19 protein-coding genes are annotated in these 17,722 nt (G+C 36.8%); 7 read left to right on the forward strand and 12 right to left on the reverse strand.

The annotated features are described in order from the left end of the window. Positions 1-242, forward strand: a 242-nt coding sequence (locus CCE82_RS13195) for a hypothetical protein (protein WP_206184393.1), incomplete at its 5' end; no start/stop codon positions are given. Positions 243-733: 491 nt separating this feature from the next. Here CCE82_RS13195 and coaD read toward each other — a convergent pair. After that, the gene (gene coaD, locus CCE82_RS12010) at positions 734-1,225 is read right to left on the reverse strand and encodes a pantetheine-phosphate adenylyltransferase (RefSeq protein ID WP_086429596.1); all 492 of its coding nucleotides are present in this window, start codon (positions 1,223-1,225) and stop codon (positions 734-736) included. Then, positions 1,218-1,769, reverse strand: coding sequence for a 16S rRNA (guanine(966)-N(2))-methyltransferase RsmD (gene rsmD / locus CCE82_RS12015; protein ID WP_086429597.1), 552 nt, complete (start codon positions 1,767-1,769; stop codon positions 1,218-1,220). The genes coaD and rsmD overlap by 8 nt, the downstream gene beginning before the upstream one ends. 62 nt (positions 1,770-1,831) lie before the next feature. Here rsmD and CCE82_RS12020 point away from each other — a divergent pair, with 62 nt between their 5' ends. Continuing rightward, complete coding sequence (locus tag CCE82_RS12020; RefSeq protein ID WP_086429598.1) at positions 1,832-2,221, forward strand: DUF7147 family protein; 390 nt, start codon at positions 1,832-1,834, stop codon at positions 2,219-2,221. 2 nt (positions 2,222-2,223) lie between these two features. On the opposite strand, the gene CCE82_RS12025 is transcribed toward CCE82_RS12020, so the two are convergent. Continuing rightward, positions 2,224-2,469: a YlbG family protein gene (locus CCE82_RS12025; RefSeq protein WP_086429599.1), complete on the reverse strand. Its 246-nt coding sequence runs from the start codon at positions 2,467-2,469 to the stop codon at positions 2,224-2,226. Positions 2,470-2,563: 94 nt separating this feature from the next. Between CCE82_RS12025 and CCE82_RS12030 the strand changes: the two genes are divergently transcribed. Beyond that, positions 2,564-3,496 carry a glycerophosphodiester phosphodiesterase family protein gene (locus CCE82_RS12030; protein ID WP_086429600.1) on the forward strand — a complete coding sequence of 311 codons (933 nt, stop codon included), beginning with the start codon at positions 2,564-2,566 and terminating at the stop codon, positions 3,494-3,496. 295 nt (positions 3,497-3,791) lie between these two features. Here the strand turns inward: CCE82_RS12030 and CCE82_RS12035 are convergent, their stop codons facing one another. Both CCE82_RS12035 and CCE82_RS12040 read right to left on the reverse strand, forming a co-directional pair. Next, positions 3,792-4,232, reverse strand: coding sequence for a YlbF/YmcA family competence regulator (locus CCE82_RS12035; protein ID WP_086429601.1), 441 nt, complete (start codon positions 4,230-4,232; stop codon positions 3,792-3,794). 1 nt (position 4,233) lies between these two features. Next, a complete protein-coding gene (locus CCE82_RS12040; RefSeq protein WP_086429602.1) occupies positions 4,234-5,304 on the reverse strand; it encodes a CAP-associated domain-containing protein in 1,071 nt (356 codons plus the stop codon). 488 nt (positions 5,305-5,792) lie between these two features. Between CCE82_RS12040 and CCE82_RS12045 the strand changes: the two genes are divergently transcribed. Beyond that, positions 5,793-6,266, forward strand: a complete 474-nt coding sequence (locus CCE82_RS12045; protein WP_086429603.1) for a hypothetical protein — start codon at positions 5,793-5,795, stop codon at positions 6,264-6,266. Between the two features lie 274 nt (positions 6,267-6,540). On the opposite strand, the gene CCE82_RS12050 is transcribed toward CCE82_RS12045, so the two are convergent. Both CCE82_RS12050 and cyoE read right to left on the reverse strand, forming a co-directional pair. Then, a complete protein-coding gene (locus tag CCE82_RS12050) occupies positions 6,541-7,002 on the reverse strand; it encodes a DUF420 domain-containing protein (protein ID WP_086429604.1) in 462 nt (153 codons plus the stop codon). A 27-nt stretch (positions 7,003-7,029) separates the two neighbouring features. Further along, positions 7,030-7,941: a heme o synthase gene (gene cyoE, locus CCE82_RS12055; RefSeq protein WP_086429605.1), complete on the reverse strand. Its 912-nt coding sequence runs from the start codon at positions 7,939-7,941 to the stop codon at positions 7,030-7,032. A 208-nt stretch (positions 7,942-8,149) separates the two neighbouring features. Here cyoE and CCE82_RS12060 point away from each other — a divergent pair, with 208 nt between their 5' ends. Then, positions 8,150-9,064: a COX15/CtaA family protein gene (locus CCE82_RS12060; protein WP_086429606.1), complete on the forward strand. Its 915-nt coding sequence runs from the start codon at positions 8,150-8,152 to the stop codon at positions 9,062-9,064. A 155-nt stretch (positions 9,065-9,219) separates the two neighbouring features. Here the strand turns inward: CCE82_RS12060 and CCE82_RS12065 are convergent, their stop codons facing one another. The 4 genes from CCE82_RS12065 to CCE82_RS12080 form a co-directional block, all read right to left on the reverse strand. Further along, on the reverse strand, positions 9,220-12,669 hold the full coding sequence (locus CCE82_RS12065) for a pyruvate carboxylase (protein ID WP_086429607.1): 3,450 nt from the start codon (positions 12,667-12,669) through the stop codon (positions 9,220-9,222). Positions 12,670-12,910: 241 nt separating this feature from the next. Continuing rightward, positions 12,911-13,195, reverse strand: coding sequence for a DUF2087 domain-containing protein (locus CCE82_RS12070; RefSeq protein WP_086429608.1), 285 nt, complete (start codon positions 13,193-13,195; stop codon positions 12,911-12,913). A gap of 209 nt (positions 13,196-13,404) precedes the next feature. Next, entirely contained in the window at positions 13,405-14,637 is a 1,233-nt protein-coding gene (gene ftsW / locus CCE82_RS12075; protein WP_086429609.1) for a cell division peptidoglycan polymerase FtsW, read from the reverse strand. 70 nt (positions 14,638-14,707) lie between these two features. Continuing rightward, entirely contained in the window at positions 14,708-14,983 is a 276-nt protein-coding gene (locus CCE82_RS12080) for an Fpa/YlaN family protein (RefSeq protein ID WP_086429610.1), read from the reverse strand. Positions 14,984-15,119: 136 nt separating this feature from the next. On the opposite strand from CCE82_RS12080, the gene CCE82_RS12085 reads away from it, so the two are divergent. Both CCE82_RS12085 and CCE82_RS12090 read left to right on the forward strand, forming a co-directional pair. Next, positions 15,120-15,602, forward strand: a complete 483-nt coding sequence (locus CCE82_RS12085) for a hypothetical protein (RefSeq protein ID WP_086429611.1) — start codon at positions 15,120-15,122, stop codon at positions 15,600-15,602. Position 15,603: 1 nt separating this feature from the next. After that, entirely contained in the window at positions 15,604-15,807 is a 204-nt protein-coding gene (locus CCE82_RS12090; protein ID WP_086429612.1) for a DUF2197 domain-containing protein, read from the forward strand. Positions 15,808-16,153: 346 nt separating this feature from the next. Here CCE82_RS12090 and CCE82_RS12095 read toward each other — a convergent pair whose 3' ends face one another. Beyond that, positions 16,154-17,281, reverse strand: a complete 1,128-nt coding sequence (locus CCE82_RS12095) for an NADH-dependent flavin oxidoreductase (RefSeq protein WP_086429613.1) — start codon at positions 17,279-17,281, stop codon at positions 16,154-16,156. Positions 17,282-17,722 lie beyond the last annotated feature (441 nt).

Genomic DNA, 17,722 nt, shown 5'->3' on the forward strand with positions numbered 1-17,722 from the left:
GAGTGTTTGCGTCCGACTTCCTTCAGATTCCACTTCGCAATGGACACCCTTGTCTTTCGCTAACAGTTCCTACTACCAAGCCTGTAACGGACTTTCACCGTCAAGATGTTACCCATGCCGGGCGCACTGAAAAGTTTATGATATGGATTGCCTTCATATCATCAACTTGCCCTCTGTTCCAGTATTTGGAGTATGATTGCCAGAAGGCTGAGACTCTTGAGGGAATTACTGAATATTGCTAACAGTCACTTCTATGCTCTAATAGTGGCTGCTGTTTATCGCAGTAGCTGTCTGACTTCTCAATACGCATGTTTTTGAGAAGTCTAGTCAGCCTTGCGGGGGCAGTACTACGAAATCTTTGTTGCACATGAGATTTCTGTACTGCTCCCAAAATCCACTAACGCTTCAACAAATGTAACAGTTTAATCAAGCGTTAGTTAGTTGAAGGGCCAGCCCCTAAGAACGCGAAGCCATGAGGGCAATCAAAAATACAATTCATAGCGGAAGGGCAAGTTAAACAAAATATTGCATCAATACCATCAAAAATATTTATGTCCCATCCTACATGTCAATTGATGGACTTATATTCATTGTTATTAATGAAGGCAATTTGATTAAAATAAAACAATTGAGGCAATCAAAATTTATTATGTCCCATCTTTTTATTCATATTTTCTCTAGATAATACGCCATTTTCATCATCTTCATATGTATTTTCAAACGTGAGCGCTATTTATTTTTCACGTTTGAACTTTTCCAATAATGCTTCTTCTACATGTTTTGGCACAAATTCTGAAATATCGGCATCATATTGTGCGACTTCTTTGACCATACTTGAACTAATAAATGAATAATCTGTTGAACTCATCATATATAATGTTTCCACTTTGTCATTGAGCTTTTTGTTCATAGAAGTAATTCTCAATTCATATTCAAAGTCACTGACCGCTCGTAAACCACGAATAATGGTTGTCGCACCAATTTCATCACAAAAATCTACTAATAACCCACTAAATGAATGCACATACACGTTTGGTAAATGCGCAACAGATTTTTCGATTAATTCAAGACGTTCATCTACCGTAAATGTCCCTTTTTTACTACTGTTTCGTAATACACAGACGTGCAATTCATCAAAACGATCCGCACTTCTTTCAACGATATCGATATGTCCTTTTGTAATAGGGTCAAAACTTCCGGGTATAACAGCTTTCGTATTAACCATGGCTTTCTCCTTTTTTCAAAACACAAGTATCCGTTAAACCATAGTGATAACGTTTGACTTCTTCAAAGAGTGAAGTATCAATGGATTCACGATGGCTAAACTCACACACGATGATACCATTTTGTTTTAATAAATCAAATTGATGAATACTTTTTAGCGCTTCGTCAATGAGCCCTTTTTCGTATGGAGGATCAAGAAAAATCAAATCAAATTGAATTTCTCGTTTATTCAACGCTTTCAACGCTCGATCTGCATTATTTTTATACACTTCAGCTTGATGCGTTAAATCCAACTTTTTCAAATTTTGTTGAATCACTTTAACAGCACGAATGTTTTGATCGACAAAAATCACTTTGTCCATCCCGCGAGAGAGCGCTTCAATGCCCAACCCACCACTCCCAGCGAACAAATCGAGTCCTAGTCCTTCAACCGTATGTAAACTATTAAAAATACCTTCTTTTACTTTATCCATCGTCGGTCTCGTGTTACGCCCTTCCAATGTTTCGAGTGATTTACTTTTATGTTTTCCTGCGATGACACGCATGTTTTTACACTTCCAATCCGATTTCATTTTTAATATACTTTGTTTTAAGAGGAGGAATCCAAATGCAACAATCTTTTATCGTTTTAGGACATGGATTGACGGATTTATACGAATTCAAAACACTCATTGAATATAACCATGAACGTATAGACCGCATCGTCTTTTTCCATACGCCGAAGTCAACGCGTCAACTGACTTCAGTCGCTATCATTATGCAACCGACTGAAGGGCGCAAATTCCAAGCCATGTATACCATGTTGGATGCTTTACGTTACCCTTATCCAGAAAGCAATCGCAAATATGAGCTCATCCAATCATTTGCAGCACCTTACCATATCGAAATGGTCGGTGTTGATGTCCATGCGCCAGATGATTATCCTGAGCTTGACCTTTACTTTAACTATTTAAAAAGTGTGTTACGACTGCAACATTGGATTCCTGCATTGGAGTAACCTTATTCATGTGCTTCTTTTGAATATTCTTGCTTCAAATCTTTATAAGGTGACCCGACAACGCGTGTGACATATTTCAATTTCATCAAACGTGTCACCACATCATCAATATCTCGTTGATTCACATACATTGATACATATTTTTGTTGTGGATTGGCGTAAACAATATGGCCATATTTACGAATATGACGTTCATGCTTCATGTTTTTAAGATAAATTATTATATTTTCACGTTGTATGATATCCATTTTTTCACCTCGAATTTTACAATATTATCGTACCATGTGTATCTATCTTCGGAAAGTATGAGTATGACGTTTTTTAAATGGGAGGTATTTCATTATGACCCGTAAGTCACAAATACTAAAACGTACGTTATGGGGTGCAGCTTCTGTTGTTACTGGCGCCCTATTACTTCAAAAAACGGCAAAAGCACCATCACCGCGTCCGATTCCACCTTTTTTTAGTGGACAAGCGCCGTACATATTGAGTCATCGCGGAGGAATGGGTGAACGCCCTGAGTCTACTGCGCTAGCATTTGATTATTCTGTTCAGATGCAATTGACAGGTTTCGAAACAGATATTCGCATTTCTAAGGATGAGCAAGTGATCGTTTTTCACGATGCTGAAGTGGACCGTACAACGAATGGCTCTGGCCGAGTAAGTGAACATACACTAGACGCTTTGAAAGCTTTAGACGCTGGCTATCATTTTAAAGATATTAACGGCGAACGACCTTACCAAAATCATCCAGATGCCAAAATTTTAACAATGAGCGAGCTCTTGACACGCTATCCTGAACAACGCGTCAATATCGATATCAAAGACCATCCAGAAAGTTACGAAGGTCAAATTGCTGCACAACGATTATATGATGTCATTGTACAACATCAAGCCGAGTCACGTGTACTTGTAACTAGTTTTTATCGAGAACAAATTGAACGTTTCCATTCTATCAGTCAAGGTACGATTGCTATTGGAGCGAGTCAAGCTGAAGTCACTGAAGGGATTTTAAAACTGTATACTGGTTTGAAACATTTTTATCATGGTCAAGCACAAACCTTTCAAATGCCAACACATTTCCACGGGCTTCCACTTGTTCAACCTAAGCTGATTCAATGGCTGAACAGTTCAAATAGGATGCCAGGCTATTATGGTGTCAATAGTGTCGATTTAATGCGTCACCTTGTTGATTTAGGCGTACATACTATTGTCACGGATCGCCCTTCTATTGGCCGTCAATTTCTCGCTGCTTATCGCAAACAACAATCTTAATCGTAGGAGAGGGGCTGGGAAACTCATTGTCCCGGCCCCTACTATTGATGGCGCTACTATTCATTTATAATTATAAAACAGTTGTAAAATGAGGATGAATTCGACATAAAAATCCTTGCTTCGGTTAATCCAATTCGGCTCCCATCACGTGTGAACTTTAATCAAATCGAATTTAGTTAGAGGTTCATCCCCTATGAAAAGAAAGTCATGAGGGCAAATCAAACAAAATACTGCATCAATTGCATCAAAAATTATCATGTCCCATTCCTTCTTTATTTATATTGAAATGCCTCTATTAAACCCGGCATTGACATGTCGCACCAGTAGCACATCCCCCACCTGTCGTTAATGCTTCAAATAACGGCGTCCCCGCATCAATTTTGACATGTTCTGAGACACTCGTCGCAATAATCGTGACAATTTCATCTAATAATTGTTGGAGTGCTGTTTCACTTTTCTTAAATGCAACCACTGTGTCATGCATTTCATATTCTCGTTTGAGCCGTCTTGTTGCCAACATCACTTCTTGGTAATCAGGGTGATATCTTCCAAATCGTTGCACTTCGTCATATTGGACTTTACTTTTTAAAAACTGACTATATAACCGTTGTGCTTCTCTATCCTCTACTAAGGCTTGTTTAGCTTTTTGATAGGCATCAAACAATTCAGATTGACGAATTTGATCGGCTAAAGCATCTGTTTGGTCAAGGACTTGCATCAATGGTTCATCATACATATCACGCACTCTCCCCTTCCTCTAAAAAGATTAACATGTAATATTGACGTTGCACTTCTCCGCCCATTTCAGCATATTTCGTATTTAACATCCGTGAGCGGTGAACATCTGAATTAATCCAGCTGTGCACCAACGTCGGTACATCATTAAAGTTATACCCCACATTTTGAGATACAGATTTATAATTTAGCGACGTCTGTTTCACCAAATTAATGAGATTTTCTTCTGTAAACTCTGTATTTTTTTGGTTTCCATAATTAAACAAATCGACTGTCGCCACATCTTCAAGCGTATCATTCACTTTTAATGGTTGACGTTCATTCAGTTTGCGCATTTCATTCGTTAATTCATACAATGTGATACGTTCATTGACATTTTGATCTGCTGGACGTTCCTCTTCTTCTGCTGACGCTTCAGTTTCTTGTGACGCATCATTTTCATTATTTTGTGCATAAGGATTCATATCTGCCAATGCTTCTTTATCCAAATAACGCAACCCGAGTACTTTATTCTTTTGTTGATCGATAAACACTTGCGCAAATGTATCGTCAAATTGTATTAATGCCTGTGTCTTAACATCTTTATCAGATAACTCGTAATGATACATTTGTCCATTTACTTTAAATTGCGGTTCAGTGTTAATCGAAAATTTATCAAATAAATCAGAAGCTTGTTCATTGATTTGAATAGGCCCTGTCAGTTTATCCGTATCTTTCCCCGTTACGTAGACAGATTTCACCTTTTCATTTTTAACCGCAAAGATGAGATAACGGTTTTCACCTTTATAAACGTATTTTTTGTAATCCTTTCGAAAAGAATAAATACGATCTGGTGTTCCGAATTGTGATGTTACCTGATCCAATGATTTACCGATATACGTACCCACACCGCTTTTTAATTGCGGGTTTTGCCCTTCATTCTGTGTCACGTTTTTCGGTTTTTCTGGCTGCGTGTGGTTCGCACGATTAGGGTTTTCCAACACATCAAATTCAAGTTGAGGGGAATAAAATAGATAAACTAAAAAGCCGACTAACAATAATACTGCTAACACTTTAATCAATTTTCTTCGCATATGTTCCCCCTCTTAATTTATCATTGCTTTTATTTCCATTAATATGGATCGTAAACATCTTCAAATCTTATCCGACTTTAATACTCATTTTTCATTATAAAACCATTTGTTCGCTTTGTGTATGGTCAAAATTAAAAACATCACAATCCGCCGATTTCATTTTATCGTATCATTGTTGACATTGACTTTCTACTATTTACAAAGTTCGCAGTGAAGGTTTCATTTTTAACCCCTTCTATTGCACCCTTTTGATACATTGGACAGAGTGACTATTTTAAATCCTATTCGCTTTAACATTCTAAATGTCTAAACACTTAATTTAAATTTCATACATTTAATCAATTACTTGAAAATCGCTTGATGACAGTACTTATAAAGTGTTATTTATTTATAAACTAAGTTTTATTGTATTTTTAAAAGCCTTTTCATTTACAATAAATATCGTTAGTGGTATACTTTTTATATCAATTGAAGGAGGTATTAGAACGATGAACAAATTATTCAAAGTTTCAGCACTTTCCGTTTCACTTGGTCTAGCGGGGTTAGTAGGTACTAACGTGCAAGCTGCAGAGGAGGCTCCAGCAACTCAATCAGACGATTTTGATGCGACAGCTTACAACCATCATAAAAACTTATCTAGCATGTATGATGTATTAAGAGAAAGCCAAGCTGCTGAGCACCAAAAGGCTCAAAAAGCTCAAACTTCTACAACATCTACAAAAGACGATTTTGATGTAGTTGCTTACAACAACCACAAAAACTTATCTAGCATGTATGATGTATTAAGAGAAAGCCAAGCTGCTGAGCACCAAAAGGCTCAAAAAGCTCAAACTTCTACAACATCTACAAAAGATGATTTTGATGTAGTTGCTTACAACAACCACAAAAACTTATCTAGTATGTATGATGTATTAAGAGAAAGCCAAGCTGCACAACATCAAAAAGAATTGCAAAATAACTAATTGAGATCGTTCATTGAAGCTTCATTTTACTGGAGCATTTGAATATATTTCGATTCGCAATCGTGTGAATTGAAACGATTGAGGCAAAACATCGCGTCATGTTTTGCCTCTTTTTTTATGGAATATTATGAAGAACGATTGATCTGTAACATACATTGCATATGATCAGTACAAATGATTTTAATATTGTGTCGCCATCATTTTTCTGAACTTAAAAAAGCAACAGATGAAGGGAATCTCTCTCATCTGTTGCTTTTTATATGTGTAGATTTTATTACAAACCGAACGTCGCTTTAATGAGCGAAGTTGTTTCGCCACCAGGATAAAGGACATAAAGCAGAATATAAACCGCTACACCCGTAATCGCTGTAAAAAACCAAATCACTGATGCGACTGGTCCAACTTTACGGTGTACATTGTAACGATCTTTTAATCCTGTAAAAATTTGAATTAAACCGAGTACTGCCCCCACTGTTGCTAATGTAATATGGAAAACCAAGAAAATCGTATAATAAATCTTAACTGAATCTGGTCCTCCAAATGCTGTATTACCAATAAAGATTGTACGACTTGCATAGATTGCGAAAAAGACAACTGCGAAAATGGCAGCCCAAAGCATCGTTTTTTTATGACGCTCAATTTGACGTTTCCAGATGAGACGCCAACCAATAGCGACTAATATCGCACTAATTACAATACAAGTTGTACTTAGTGTAGGTAAAATAGGTACATTCATTTTATTCATTCCTCACTCGTAGATCTTCTAAATCATTTGTATTAAAGATATCACGACAACAAGTGCAAAAAATAGAACAAGATAGTTTAAAGAGTAAATAAACATTTTTGTTGCCCATTTTGTTTCATTCGCTGACGATTTAAAACTTGTAAGCCCTAATGCAATCCATCCGATATTTAATAAAGATGCTAAAACGACAAACACAACACCTAAATCTTGCATTAAAAACGGAAGTGGTAATAACGCAATAAGCCATAAAAACATGCTTACACGTGTACGAGCATACCCTTTAACAGATGGTAACATTGGAATGTGTGCCGTTGAATATTCATCTTTACGTTTGATTGCTAATGCGTAAAAATGAATCGGTTGCCAACAAAACACAACTAAAAACAATGCCCAAGCCATCAAACTTAAGTGACCATCTATTGCAACCCAACCGATTAACGGCGGTACCGCACCAGGAACACTCCCTATCACAGTATTCCATGTCGTATGACGTTTTGACCAAATGGAATAAAATGATACATAACCAACGATGCCAACTAATCCAACAACACCTGCTTGTATGTTGAGCATGAACAATAATATTTCACCAACAACCATCATACCAAAACTTAATAACAATAATTGACGATCTGAAATACGGTTGTTAACAGTGGGTCGATTTTGTTTACTTGGCATCAATTGATCAATATCTTGGTCGTAGTAATTGTTCAATGCACACGCTCCGCCCATTACTAATGTAGAACCTAATATCATGATAATAATTTGTGGAATAGATGCTAAAAATGCATGATGTGTCATGACTATAGCCAACCACGCGCCCGCAAAAGATGGAATTAAGTTGCCTTGAACAAGACCTAACTTAATAATTTGTTTCAGTTCTTTATAAGTAATACGACCGGAAGTTTGTGATACAACTTCTGATTTGGACATCAGTTCCCCCCCTTAAAATAACATATACATTCATGATATATGAAAGCGCGTTGTATGACTAGTTAAAATAAGAAAAATTTGTGACACTTTAACGACATTCAAAAAACGTCATGATAAAGTCACATTTTTTGGTTCAGTTTTTGTTATAATGTGTGTGATGTTCATGAATAGATATTATTTAATTTGATACATAATGAGGTGTTTGAGATTGTTTAAAAAGCGAAACCTAAAGTGGCTTGCTGTCGTAACGACGTTGATTATGACTTGGGTTCAGCTTGGTGGTGCACTCGTAACAAAAACAGGTTCTGAAGATGGTTGTGGTTCAGACTGGCCCCTATGTAATGGCGCATTTTTACCACAAAACCTACCGATAGAAACAATTATTGAATTGAGTCACAGAGCTGTATCTGGATTATCTGTTATTTTTGTGACATGGCTTGTGATTACATCTTGGAAAAACATTGGGCATATTAAAGAAGTGAAGCCTCTAGGTATTATTAGTATTGGTTTTCTACTCGTTCAAGCCTTAGTTGGTGCAGCTGCCGTCATGTGGCAACAAAATGATTATGTATTAGCGCTTCATTTTGGAATTTCTTTAATCAGCTTTTCATCTGTTTTCGTGTTAACTTTAATTATTTTTGACATGGATAAAAAATATGAAGCGAATAAAGTTCACATCCGCAAACCATTACAAATGTATACTTGGATGATGACAATTGTTGTATATTTAACGATTTATACGGGCGCTCTTGTAAGACATACAGATTCTAGCCTTGCTTATGGTGCATGGCCGTTACCATTTAACGATATCGTGCCTCATGATGTGCATGACTGGGTTCAACTTGCACATCGAATCATGGCGATGATTGCATTTTTCGTCATTATGTTCACTTATATCCACGCAGTTAAACATTATCCAACAATGAGAACGATTCATTATGGCTATACAGTGAGCTTTATATTAATTATTCTACAAGTCGTTACAGGCGCACTTTCTATCGTTACCAATGTCAATTTAATCATTGCATTACTTCATGCGTTATTCATCACGCTATTATTTGGAATGATTAGTTATTTCATCTTGTTAATCTTACGTACGAATCGTGGAGATCAACAAGCCTAAAATGGATAGGTAAATTAAAAGACATCAAACAGCATTATCGTTGTTTGATGTCTTTTTGATTCATTTTTTAATATGCATTGGAAGTATACCACGGTTCAAGCTATTGTGTGGTACTTACTCAAGTACAATATCACGGCATACTTCCAAATGCGCTTTTATGCTTCAGCTTCAATTTCAATCAATAAATCTTGTGTCTCGACGCTGTCATTGGCACTCACATGAATTTTCTTGATTGTGCCTTTAAACGGCGCTTGTACTGTCGTTTCCATTTTCATCGCTTCACTAATAATGAGTGATTGTCCCGCTTCAACTTGATCTCCTTCAGCGACGTTCACTTCAATAATCGTACCCGGCATTTGTGCACCAATATGACTTGGATTGCCTTTATCTGCCTTCACTTTCGCTAAATGAGATGTTTGGATATTTTCATCTTTCACTTGAATACGACGTGCTTGACCATTCATATCAAAGAACACGGTACGCACACCATTTTCATCAGGTTCCGTTATTGTTTTCAATTCAACGATTAAAATTTTACCTTTATCAATTTCAATTTGAATTTTTTCATTGTTACGCATACCGAAGAAAAATGTTGGTGTATCGAGTTTCGAAACATTGCCAAATGTCTCATACGTTTGCATGTATTGTTCATAAACTTTCGGATATAATGCATAGCTAATCAAGTCTTGCTCAGTCACTGGATCTTGTTGCTTTTCTTGCAATTCCTCTCGTAAAGCTTCAAAATCGATAGGCTCTAAATATTCACCTGGGCGCTCAGTTAAAGGTTGTTGGCCTTTTAAAATCACACGTTGCAACGTTTCATTAAATCCATTCACTGGTTGTCCGATATCACCTCTAAAGAATGAAACAACGGATTCAGGGAAGTCTAATTTATGACCTTGCTCAATGACAGATGTTTCATCCAATTCATTTTGCACCATATAAAGTGCCATATCTCCGACAACTTTTGATGATGGTGTCACTTTCACAATATCACCAAAGAGGAAGTTCACACGGCGGTACATGTCTTTCACTTCACTGAAACGTTCACCTAGGCCTAAACTTTTCGCTTGCTGACGTAAGTTTGAATATTGTCCACCAGGCATCTCATGTTGATAAATCTCTGTATGCGGTGACTTCATATCACTTTCAAAATCACTATAATATGGACGAACAGCATCCCAATAATGTGAAAGTGTTTCATGACCTTCGATATCCATACGAATATTCCGTTCAAAGCCACTCATCGCATAATAAAGGGAATTACTACTTGGCTGACTTGTTAAACCTGACATCGCTGCAACCGCTGTATCGATCACATCGACACCTGCTTCAATCGCTTCTTTATAAGTGAGAATACCGTTACCACTTGTATCATGCGTATGCAAGTGAATCGGTAAATCCACAGCTGCTTTCAATTCACCAATCAACTCATACGCAGCTCTTGGTTTCAGTAAGCCGGCCATATCTTTAATGGCTAACATATGGAAACCTTCTCGCTCAAGTGCTTTCGCAAGTTTGACATAATATTCTAACGTATAAATATTAGAGCGTTCTGGATTTAAAATATCACCTGTATAACAAATTGTCCCTTCAGAAATTTTACCTGCTTTTTGGACCGCTTCGTTGGCCACTTTCATTTGTTCTAACCAGTTCAATGAGTCAAATATTCTAAAGACATCGATTCCGGCATCCGCACTTTCAGCAATAAATTTTTGAATGACGTTGTCTGGATAGTTGCGATAACCGACTGCATTTGAAGCACGTAACAACATTTGGAATAGGACATTCGGAATGGCTTTTCTTAGCTTTTCGAGACGTTCCCATGGGTTTTCTTTTAAGAAGTTATATGCGACATCAAACGTTGCACCACCCCACAATTCAAGTGAAAAATTATCTTTCATGACATGCGCTGTTGCCGGTGCAATTTTAAGTAAATCATGTGTTCTCACACGTGTCGCTAACAATGATTGGTGTGCATCACGGAATGTCGTGTCAGTAAGCAACACATCTTCTTGTGCTTTGACCCACTCTGCCACGGCTTGAGGTCCTTCTGCATCGAGTAACTGCTTCGTCCCATTCAATGAAGCAATCGTCTTCGTATCTGTCGTCGGAATATGCGGTGTCTCGAAATGCGGCTTTGGCCTTTTTTCAACACTTGGGAAACCATTAATCGTGACATTACCGATATATTCTAATGTTTTTGTTCCTCTATCACGTGATGTTTTAATAGTAAATAACTCAGGCGCTTCTTCTAAAAATTTCGTCGTGTAATCACCAGAAGCAAACTTTTCATGTTGAATCACATTACGTAAAAACGGAATATTCGTTTTCACCCCACGGATCCTCATCTCTTGAAGGGAGCGTGCCATTTTTTCTCTTGCTTCTTTATAACTAATTGCATGTGTCGACACTTTAACGAGCAACGAATCGTAATATGGTGAAATTTCTGCACCTTGGAATGCGTCCCCAGCATCTAGGCGGACACCGAAACCACCACTCGAACGATAAGCAACGATACGCCCTGTGTCCGGCATGAAATCTTGCGTTGGATCTTCCGTAGTAATACGACATTGAATCGCATAACCTAAAGTATGGATATCACTTTGCTGTGGCATGGCAATTGCTTCGTCATGTAATAACGCACCATCAGCAATTAAAATTTGCGTTTTAACAATATCCACACCCGTAATCATTTCAGTAATCGTGTGTTCTACTTGGACACGTGGGTTCACTTCAATAAAGTAAAATTCACTGCCAGACACTAAAAATTCGACGGTCCCCGCATTCACATATTTAATTTGACGCATTAAATCCACAGCCGCTTCACAAATTTGTTCACGTAAATCATGCGGTAAACTTACAGATGGCGCCACTTCGACGACTTTCTGGTGACGGCGTTGAACAGAACAGTCTCTTTCGTAAAGGTGAATGATGTTGCCGGCTTCATCACCAATCACTTGCACTTCAATATGTTTCGGTTGATCGATAAACTTCTCGATGTAAACTTCACTATTTCCAAATGATTTTTCTGCTTCAGATTTAGCTCGGGTAAATGCTTCTTGTAGTTCAGATGCTTCTCTCACAATACGCATCCCTTTACCGCCACCGCCACTTGTCGCTTTAATCATCAATGGAAAACCAGCTTGCTCAGCAAAACTTTGTGCCGCTTCAAAGTCCTCTACCGGACCATCTGTACCTGGAATGACAGGTAAATTCGCTTTAATTGCAGTTTCACGTGCTTTCACTTTATCTCCAAACATGTCTAAATGCTCAACATGAGGACCAATAAAAATAATGCCCTCTTCTGCACAGCGCTTAGCAAATTGCATATTTTCACTTAAAAAGCCATATCCCGGGTGAATCGCATCAACACCTGCTTCTTTCGCTACTTTAATAATTTGTTCGATATTTAAATAACTTTCTGCTGGCCCTAAGTTTTCGCCTACTAAATAGGATTCGTCAGCTTTATAACGATGTAACGATCCCATATCTTCTTTAGAATAAATAGCTACAGTTTTAATTTTTAATTCTGTTGCGGCTCGAAAAATACGAATGGCAATTTCGCCACGGTTAGCGACTAATAATTTATGTATACGCTTCATGAATGTGAACCTCCTTAATAGTGGGAAAATTCTAAAAATATAATCTCTATTATAGCAATAAATAAGAAACGATTAAAACATTCTCGTGTAAAAATCATTTTAAATTTGAAATCAAAATCTAGTAACGTGATAATCAAATATTATCGTTTATAATAATTTAAACTAATGATTAATATTGTATCTTTATTTTTTGATGATGTCAAAGTTTATAGCATAATGCTGTTACGCTTTCTTGTTAGTCTCATTCGTGGCGTTGTTCGTCTGTTTCATTTTCATCGTGACGTAATTGATAGATTTTCCCTTCCAAATCGCGATGTAAAAATGCATAATCCACTAAATATCTTCGTAAAATCGCAAAATCATCATAATATTGTTTTAACAACAAATTAACTTCTCTCTCACTGTAGCGTTTCCCTTTTTCAAAATCTTTACATAGATGTTCAAGCAATGCGATTTTATCTTTCTCTTTTCGTGGTATGCTTTGTATTTTGTTGTCTTTCATAAATCTTTCCACAATTGTGCTCATGCATGTTCCCCCTATCCTAATCGCCTATGTAATAACTAAAATCAATATTATATCAGAAATTTCAGAATATTGACAGTCCAATAAAGTCTTTCATTTAATCGATACGTGACTTATTGGGGTACAATTTAGGAAACAGGCTGGGAAACTTAATCTCCCAGCCTGTTAGATGCTTCACAATGATTTGTGATGCACAATCCGATATATTCAACTTAATAACGTCTCATTTGAGCTTGTTGTTTTTTCATGTAGCGTTGTTTTGCATCATCATATTTAATCTGTTTCGCAATAATCAGCAACAGACCCATTGCGATACTTAAACTGAGCATCGAAGAACCCCCAAAACTGATAAATGGCAATGGTACACCTGTTAATGGAATCAAACCTGAAATTCCACCTAAATTGACAAATGTTTGTAACGCGATATAACTTGCAATACCGACACATACCAATTTGTAAAAGTATGAAGGTGTGCGTGAAGCCAGTTCGAAAGCACGATAAACAATAAAGAAAATTAGCCCTAATACAACAAACGCACCAACGAAACCAAGTTCTTCACTAATGATCGCAAAAATAAAGTCTGTATGCGGTTCAGGCAAGTACCCCAGTTTCATAATACTATTACCTAAACCACGCCCGAACAATCCACCGTTACCAATCGCTAATAATGAGTTCGATAGATGATAACCAATACCTGACTCATAATTAAACGGGTTTTCCAACGCACTGAATCTTGCTGTTAAATAAGATGGTAAAATGTTAATGCGGAAAATAACAATAATTAAAATCACGACAACGAGCGCTAACATGGCGTATGAACCGATTTTAATCAAGTTTTTGACACCGATACCTGAGTAAACGATAATACTAAAAAATATTCCGCCCGTTAATAGTGTTTGACCTACGTCTTTTTGTAATAATACGAGGCCTAGACAAAATCCTACAAACGCAATCGGCCACAAGATGACAATCGGTTGTCGCTGAATTTCGTAACGCTTTCTTTCAATGATATATGGTACGTATAAAATGATTGCAATTTTCAGAAGTTCAGAAGCCTGTAAGTTCATAAAACCTAACTTTAACCAACTTCTTGAACCATTGATTTCACTACCAAATAGGAGTGTTGCAAAAAGCAGTCCAAGCATGATTCCCATCATACCAAGTTGGACATTACGTTGCTTTAATATTCTTACGTCCATAATGTAAGCCATAAAAAACACAATAAAAAATCCAACAATCACGTATATGAGTTGTCTCGTATAAAAATATGTACCCGCAACAGGAATGCCTCCTGTAAGTGTGCCTCGTGTTGCAGCGACCATACTTGCACTATATACCATGGTCAAACCAATAAAGCAGAGCGCAAGATATGTGATTAATAATGGAAAATCGATATATTTAGAAGATCTCAAAATATACCGAAATAGTCTTTTCATATTATTCATATGTGTCAATCATCCAATTCTCGCACTTAGACGTCGAAAAAACGTGCTATTGTGTGTCAGATAGCAACAATTAAACGCGAGTAAATGCTTCGTGTAATTTTGATAACTCTTTCTCTAAACGTAACATTAACTTTTTGCCATCTTCTTCATTTACAAGTCCAAGATTCACTGCGAAGTCAACCTCTTTTTGTAAACCATACATCTGTGTATCTAAAACTTCCTCGTATAAAGGACATTGTGGTAATGTAAGATTATCTATTTGAACTTTAATGAGTTGTAGAATACGATCTGCGTCTTTATTCAGTTGGTCATATGCAGCATTGCTCATTTGTTGTTGCTTGCTCATGACATAGTCCCCCTATTAATTTTCTTCTTATGTAAAAAGTTTATCTCATCACCTCATAAAAAGCAAGTAAATTTGGCATACGCACTAAGGCAAGTATGTTAAAATAAACATAGCTAAACTGAGGGAGTGCATACAAATGATTCAAATAAAAGGTGACGTTAAATTTCCAATTACACTCGATAGTACGACCTGGATTTTTGACGATCGAAAAATCTCACTTGAAGATCTAGAAAAGGGAATCTTTGAAGGCCAAAAGCCAATTGAATTTGAGGATAACAGAGAATGGAATCGTGCCATATTAGAAGGTCAAACGAATCCACCTACTTTAAATTCTGAAATTGATTATAAAAAACGTGCCGTATTAAAAGGTTCATTTGCGATTAATATGACACCTTTTTTCAAAAACGCTGAGCCTTTTGAAAACGTAACAACAATTAGACTGTCTAATAATGAAGCGCATATCGATGTGCCATTCGACCTTTTGCCTTATCTTTTTTTCCAATTCGCAAAAGATGGCAAACGTCTATATCAAGATGATGGTGTAGACAGTTTCGTTTATACATTAGAAGATGGTTATGATTATGTTTTCGAGCACGTTACACATATAGAGGTGTTCTAAAATGCGTAAAGTCACTTGTATGATATGTGACACAGAAGTTTTGCTAGACGAAAAGACACGATTAGCAAAACGTTTAAAGAATAATCCAATTAAAACTTTTATGTGCGATGAATGTAAGAGTCGTCTTGATACACCGAAACAGCGTCCTTATACCCCTTCAACAAATGGTATGTCAGACACTGCTTCATATCATGATAAGCAATAACAACTTCGTACAATAATATGACTGAGCTAGAAGAATTTTGATTGTCTCAAATGATTGATTACAAAATTGCCCTCATTCCTTTTTAAATGCTCGCAATTGCATTTTAAAAAGGAATGAGGGTAAATTTATGAATGAAGAAAAAGACAAGTATCATTTTTTAATCCCGTTATATCTTTCATCTTACGTTGCATAATTAAAACTTTCATTTATTATAGGAAAGGCTTGGGAAACTTAATTGACCCCCAAGCCTTTTCATATGATTTACACTAAACAATATAAAAAGGCGAATGGCAAGCACATATATGACGCGCAAGCTATTCGCCCTTTTCATATCATTTAACTCAGATTATGCATTTGGTTTTTCCGGATATGGATAGAATTTATCAGCAAATGCTTTCCATAATAAATATGGCATATTGTGGTGATCTTCTCTTTCAGGATCGAAGTAAGAGATAATTTCATCTTCTCTGCCTTCTCGTGTTTTACTAATCAGATTTTCATCAAATAATAAACCACGACCAATTGCGATTAAAGGTAAACCTGTTTCAATAGCACTTAACGCATCATCTGCTGAGAATACTGAACCGATTGCGATTAATGGCATACGGTCTTGCATCCATTCAAGAATTAAATCAACACGTTTTTTACCTTCATGTTCACCACGGCGTACAACTGAGTGGACATTCATTAATGAAACATGTAAATAATCAAGTGGTTTTTCAATTAATTGTTTAACTAATTGTTCAGTGTTATCCATTGTAATACCTGGATCTTCTGCTTCTTCAGGTGAGAAACGGTAACCTACAATAAAGCCTTTTGGTCCTTCTTCTTTTGCGACACGTAATACTTCATCCGCAACAGCATTTGGTAATGAGAATAAATCTTTCCATTTGTCATCACGTCGGTTGTAGTATGGTGATTGGAATTGTTCGATAATGTAGTGGTTGGCACCATGAATTTCAACGCCGTCAAAGCCTGCTTTAATAGCGAGTGATGTTGCTTTGCCGAAGTCTTTAATCATTTGATCGATTTCTTCAGCTGTAATTTCGCGTGATTCATGTGGCTCTGTGTGTCCAAAACCTACAGTTGAAACCACACTTGGCGCTTTGACATCACCATTTGGTACCCATTCAGGTAAACCTTTCGCACCACCATGATGGATTTGTACAATCGCTTTTGCGCCGCCTTTTTTCATTCTTCTTGCAAGTTCTGTTAAACCTTCAAGATCTTCCTCTTTAGAAATTGATGGCTCGCCAGGAAATGCTTTACCTTCAACGTTCACGTATGTGGCTGCTGTGATAGCTAAACCGACATCCTTTGCTCGAGATTCCATATAATCCAATTCAACGTCTGTGGCAGTCCCGTCATCGTTTGATAATGTGTGTGTCATAGGTGCTAATACGAAACGGTTTCTTAATGTCGTTCCGTTGGGTAATTCAAGTGTTTCAAATAATTTTTCATACTTTTGGTTCACTGTATTTCCCTCCTATTCATTAGCTGCCTTCATTTTAATATATCCCTCAAGGAAAACAAAATAATTAGCTTAAAATTAAAATTACTTTGAAAACAGACTAATTAATATACCTTTTAAATTCTCACACCTCAATAATTACTTTTGTTGTTTAAATTATTGGATAGTTTGATTTAAAAATTAACTTATGTGGAATGTCGGTATAAAAATTATAGATTAAATTAGAAAAAAGCACGTTACCACTCATATTGACAGCTTTAATGTAAATGAGAATATACATATTTTCATAACTTAATCTCCTCACTGCATCATTTTTCAATCGAGTAGGAGAATAGTCATTAATTGACTATTCGTCCTCTCACACCACCGAGCGTACGGTTCCGTACTCGGCGGTTCAATATCTTGCGTAAGCCAACTCTGCAAGCTGGGCTAATGGTATCAGCC

The organism is Staphylococcus cornubiensis, from assembly GCF_900183575.1.
Taxonomy (GTDB): Bacteria; Bacillota; Bacilli; order Staphylococcales; family Staphylococcaceae; genus Staphylococcus; species Staphylococcus cornubiensis.

What these genes read in the sequence shown, in the direction of transcription:
- CCE82_RS12065 (WP_086429607.1), bottom strand. Translation starts at nt 12,669, where the DNA reads ATGAAGCGTATACATAAATTATTAGTCGCTAACCGTGGCGAAATTGCC.
- CCE82_RS12090 (WP_086429612.1), top strand. Translation starts at nt 15,604, where the DNA reads ATGCGTAAAGTCACTTGTATGATATGTGACACAGAAGTTTTGCTAGAC.
- CCE82_RS12020 (WP_086429598.1), top strand. Translation starts at nt 1,832, where the DNA reads ATGCAACAATCTTTTATCGTTTTAGGACATGGATTGACGGATTTATAC.
- CCE82_RS12040 (WP_086429602.1), bottom strand. Translation starts at nt 5,304, where the DNA reads ATGCGAAGAAAATTGATTAAAGTGTTAGCAGTATTATTGTTAGTCGGC.
- CCE82_RS12030 (WP_086429600.1), top strand. Translation starts at nt 2,564, where the DNA reads ATGACCCGTAAGTCACAAATACTAAAACGTACGTTATGGGGTGCAGCT.
- CCE82_RS12045 (WP_086429603.1), top strand. Translation starts at nt 5,793, where the DNA reads ATGAACAAATTATTCAAAGTTTCAGCACTTTCCGTTTCACTTGGTCTA.
- CCE82_RS12025 (WP_086429599.1), bottom strand. Translation starts at nt 2,469, where the DNA reads ATGGATATCATACAACGTGAAAATATAATAATTTATCTTAAAAACATG.
- CCE82_RS12085 (WP_086429611.1), top strand. Translation starts at nt 15,120, where the DNA reads ATGATTCAAATAAAAGGTGACGTTAAATTTCCAATTACACTCGATAGT.
- CCE82_RS12080 (WP_086429610.1), bottom strand. Translation starts at nt 14,983, where the DNA reads ATGAGCAAGCAACAACAAATGAGCAATGCTGCATATGACCAACTGAAT.
- ftsW (WP_086429609.1), bottom strand. Translation starts at nt 14,637, where the DNA reads ATGAATAATATGAAAAGACTATTTCGGTATATTTTGAGATCTTCTAAA.
- CCE82_RS12070 (WP_086429608.1), bottom strand. Translation starts at nt 13,195, where the DNA reads ATGAGCACAATTGTGGAAAGATTTATGAAAGACAACAAAATACAAAGC.
- coaD (WP_086429596.1), bottom strand. Translation starts at nt 1,225, where the DNA reads ATGGTTAATACGAAAGCTGTTATACCCGGAAGTTTTGACCCTATTACA.
- rsmD (WP_086429597.1), bottom strand. Translation starts at nt 1,769, where the DNA reads ATGCGTGTCATCGCAGGAAAACATAAAAGTAAATCACTCGAAACATTG.
- CCE82_RS12050 (WP_086429604.1), bottom strand. Translation starts at nt 7,002, where the DNA reads ATGAATGTACCTATTTTACCTACACTAAGTACAACTTGTATTGTAATT.
- cyoE (WP_086429605.1), bottom strand. Translation starts at nt 7,941, where the DNA reads ATGTCCAAATCAGAAGTTGTATCACAAACTTCCGGTCGTATTACTTAT.
- CCE82_RS12035 (WP_086429601.1), bottom strand. Translation starts at nt 4,232, where the DNA reads ATGTATGATGAACCATTGATGCAAGTCCTTGACCAAACAGATGCTTTA.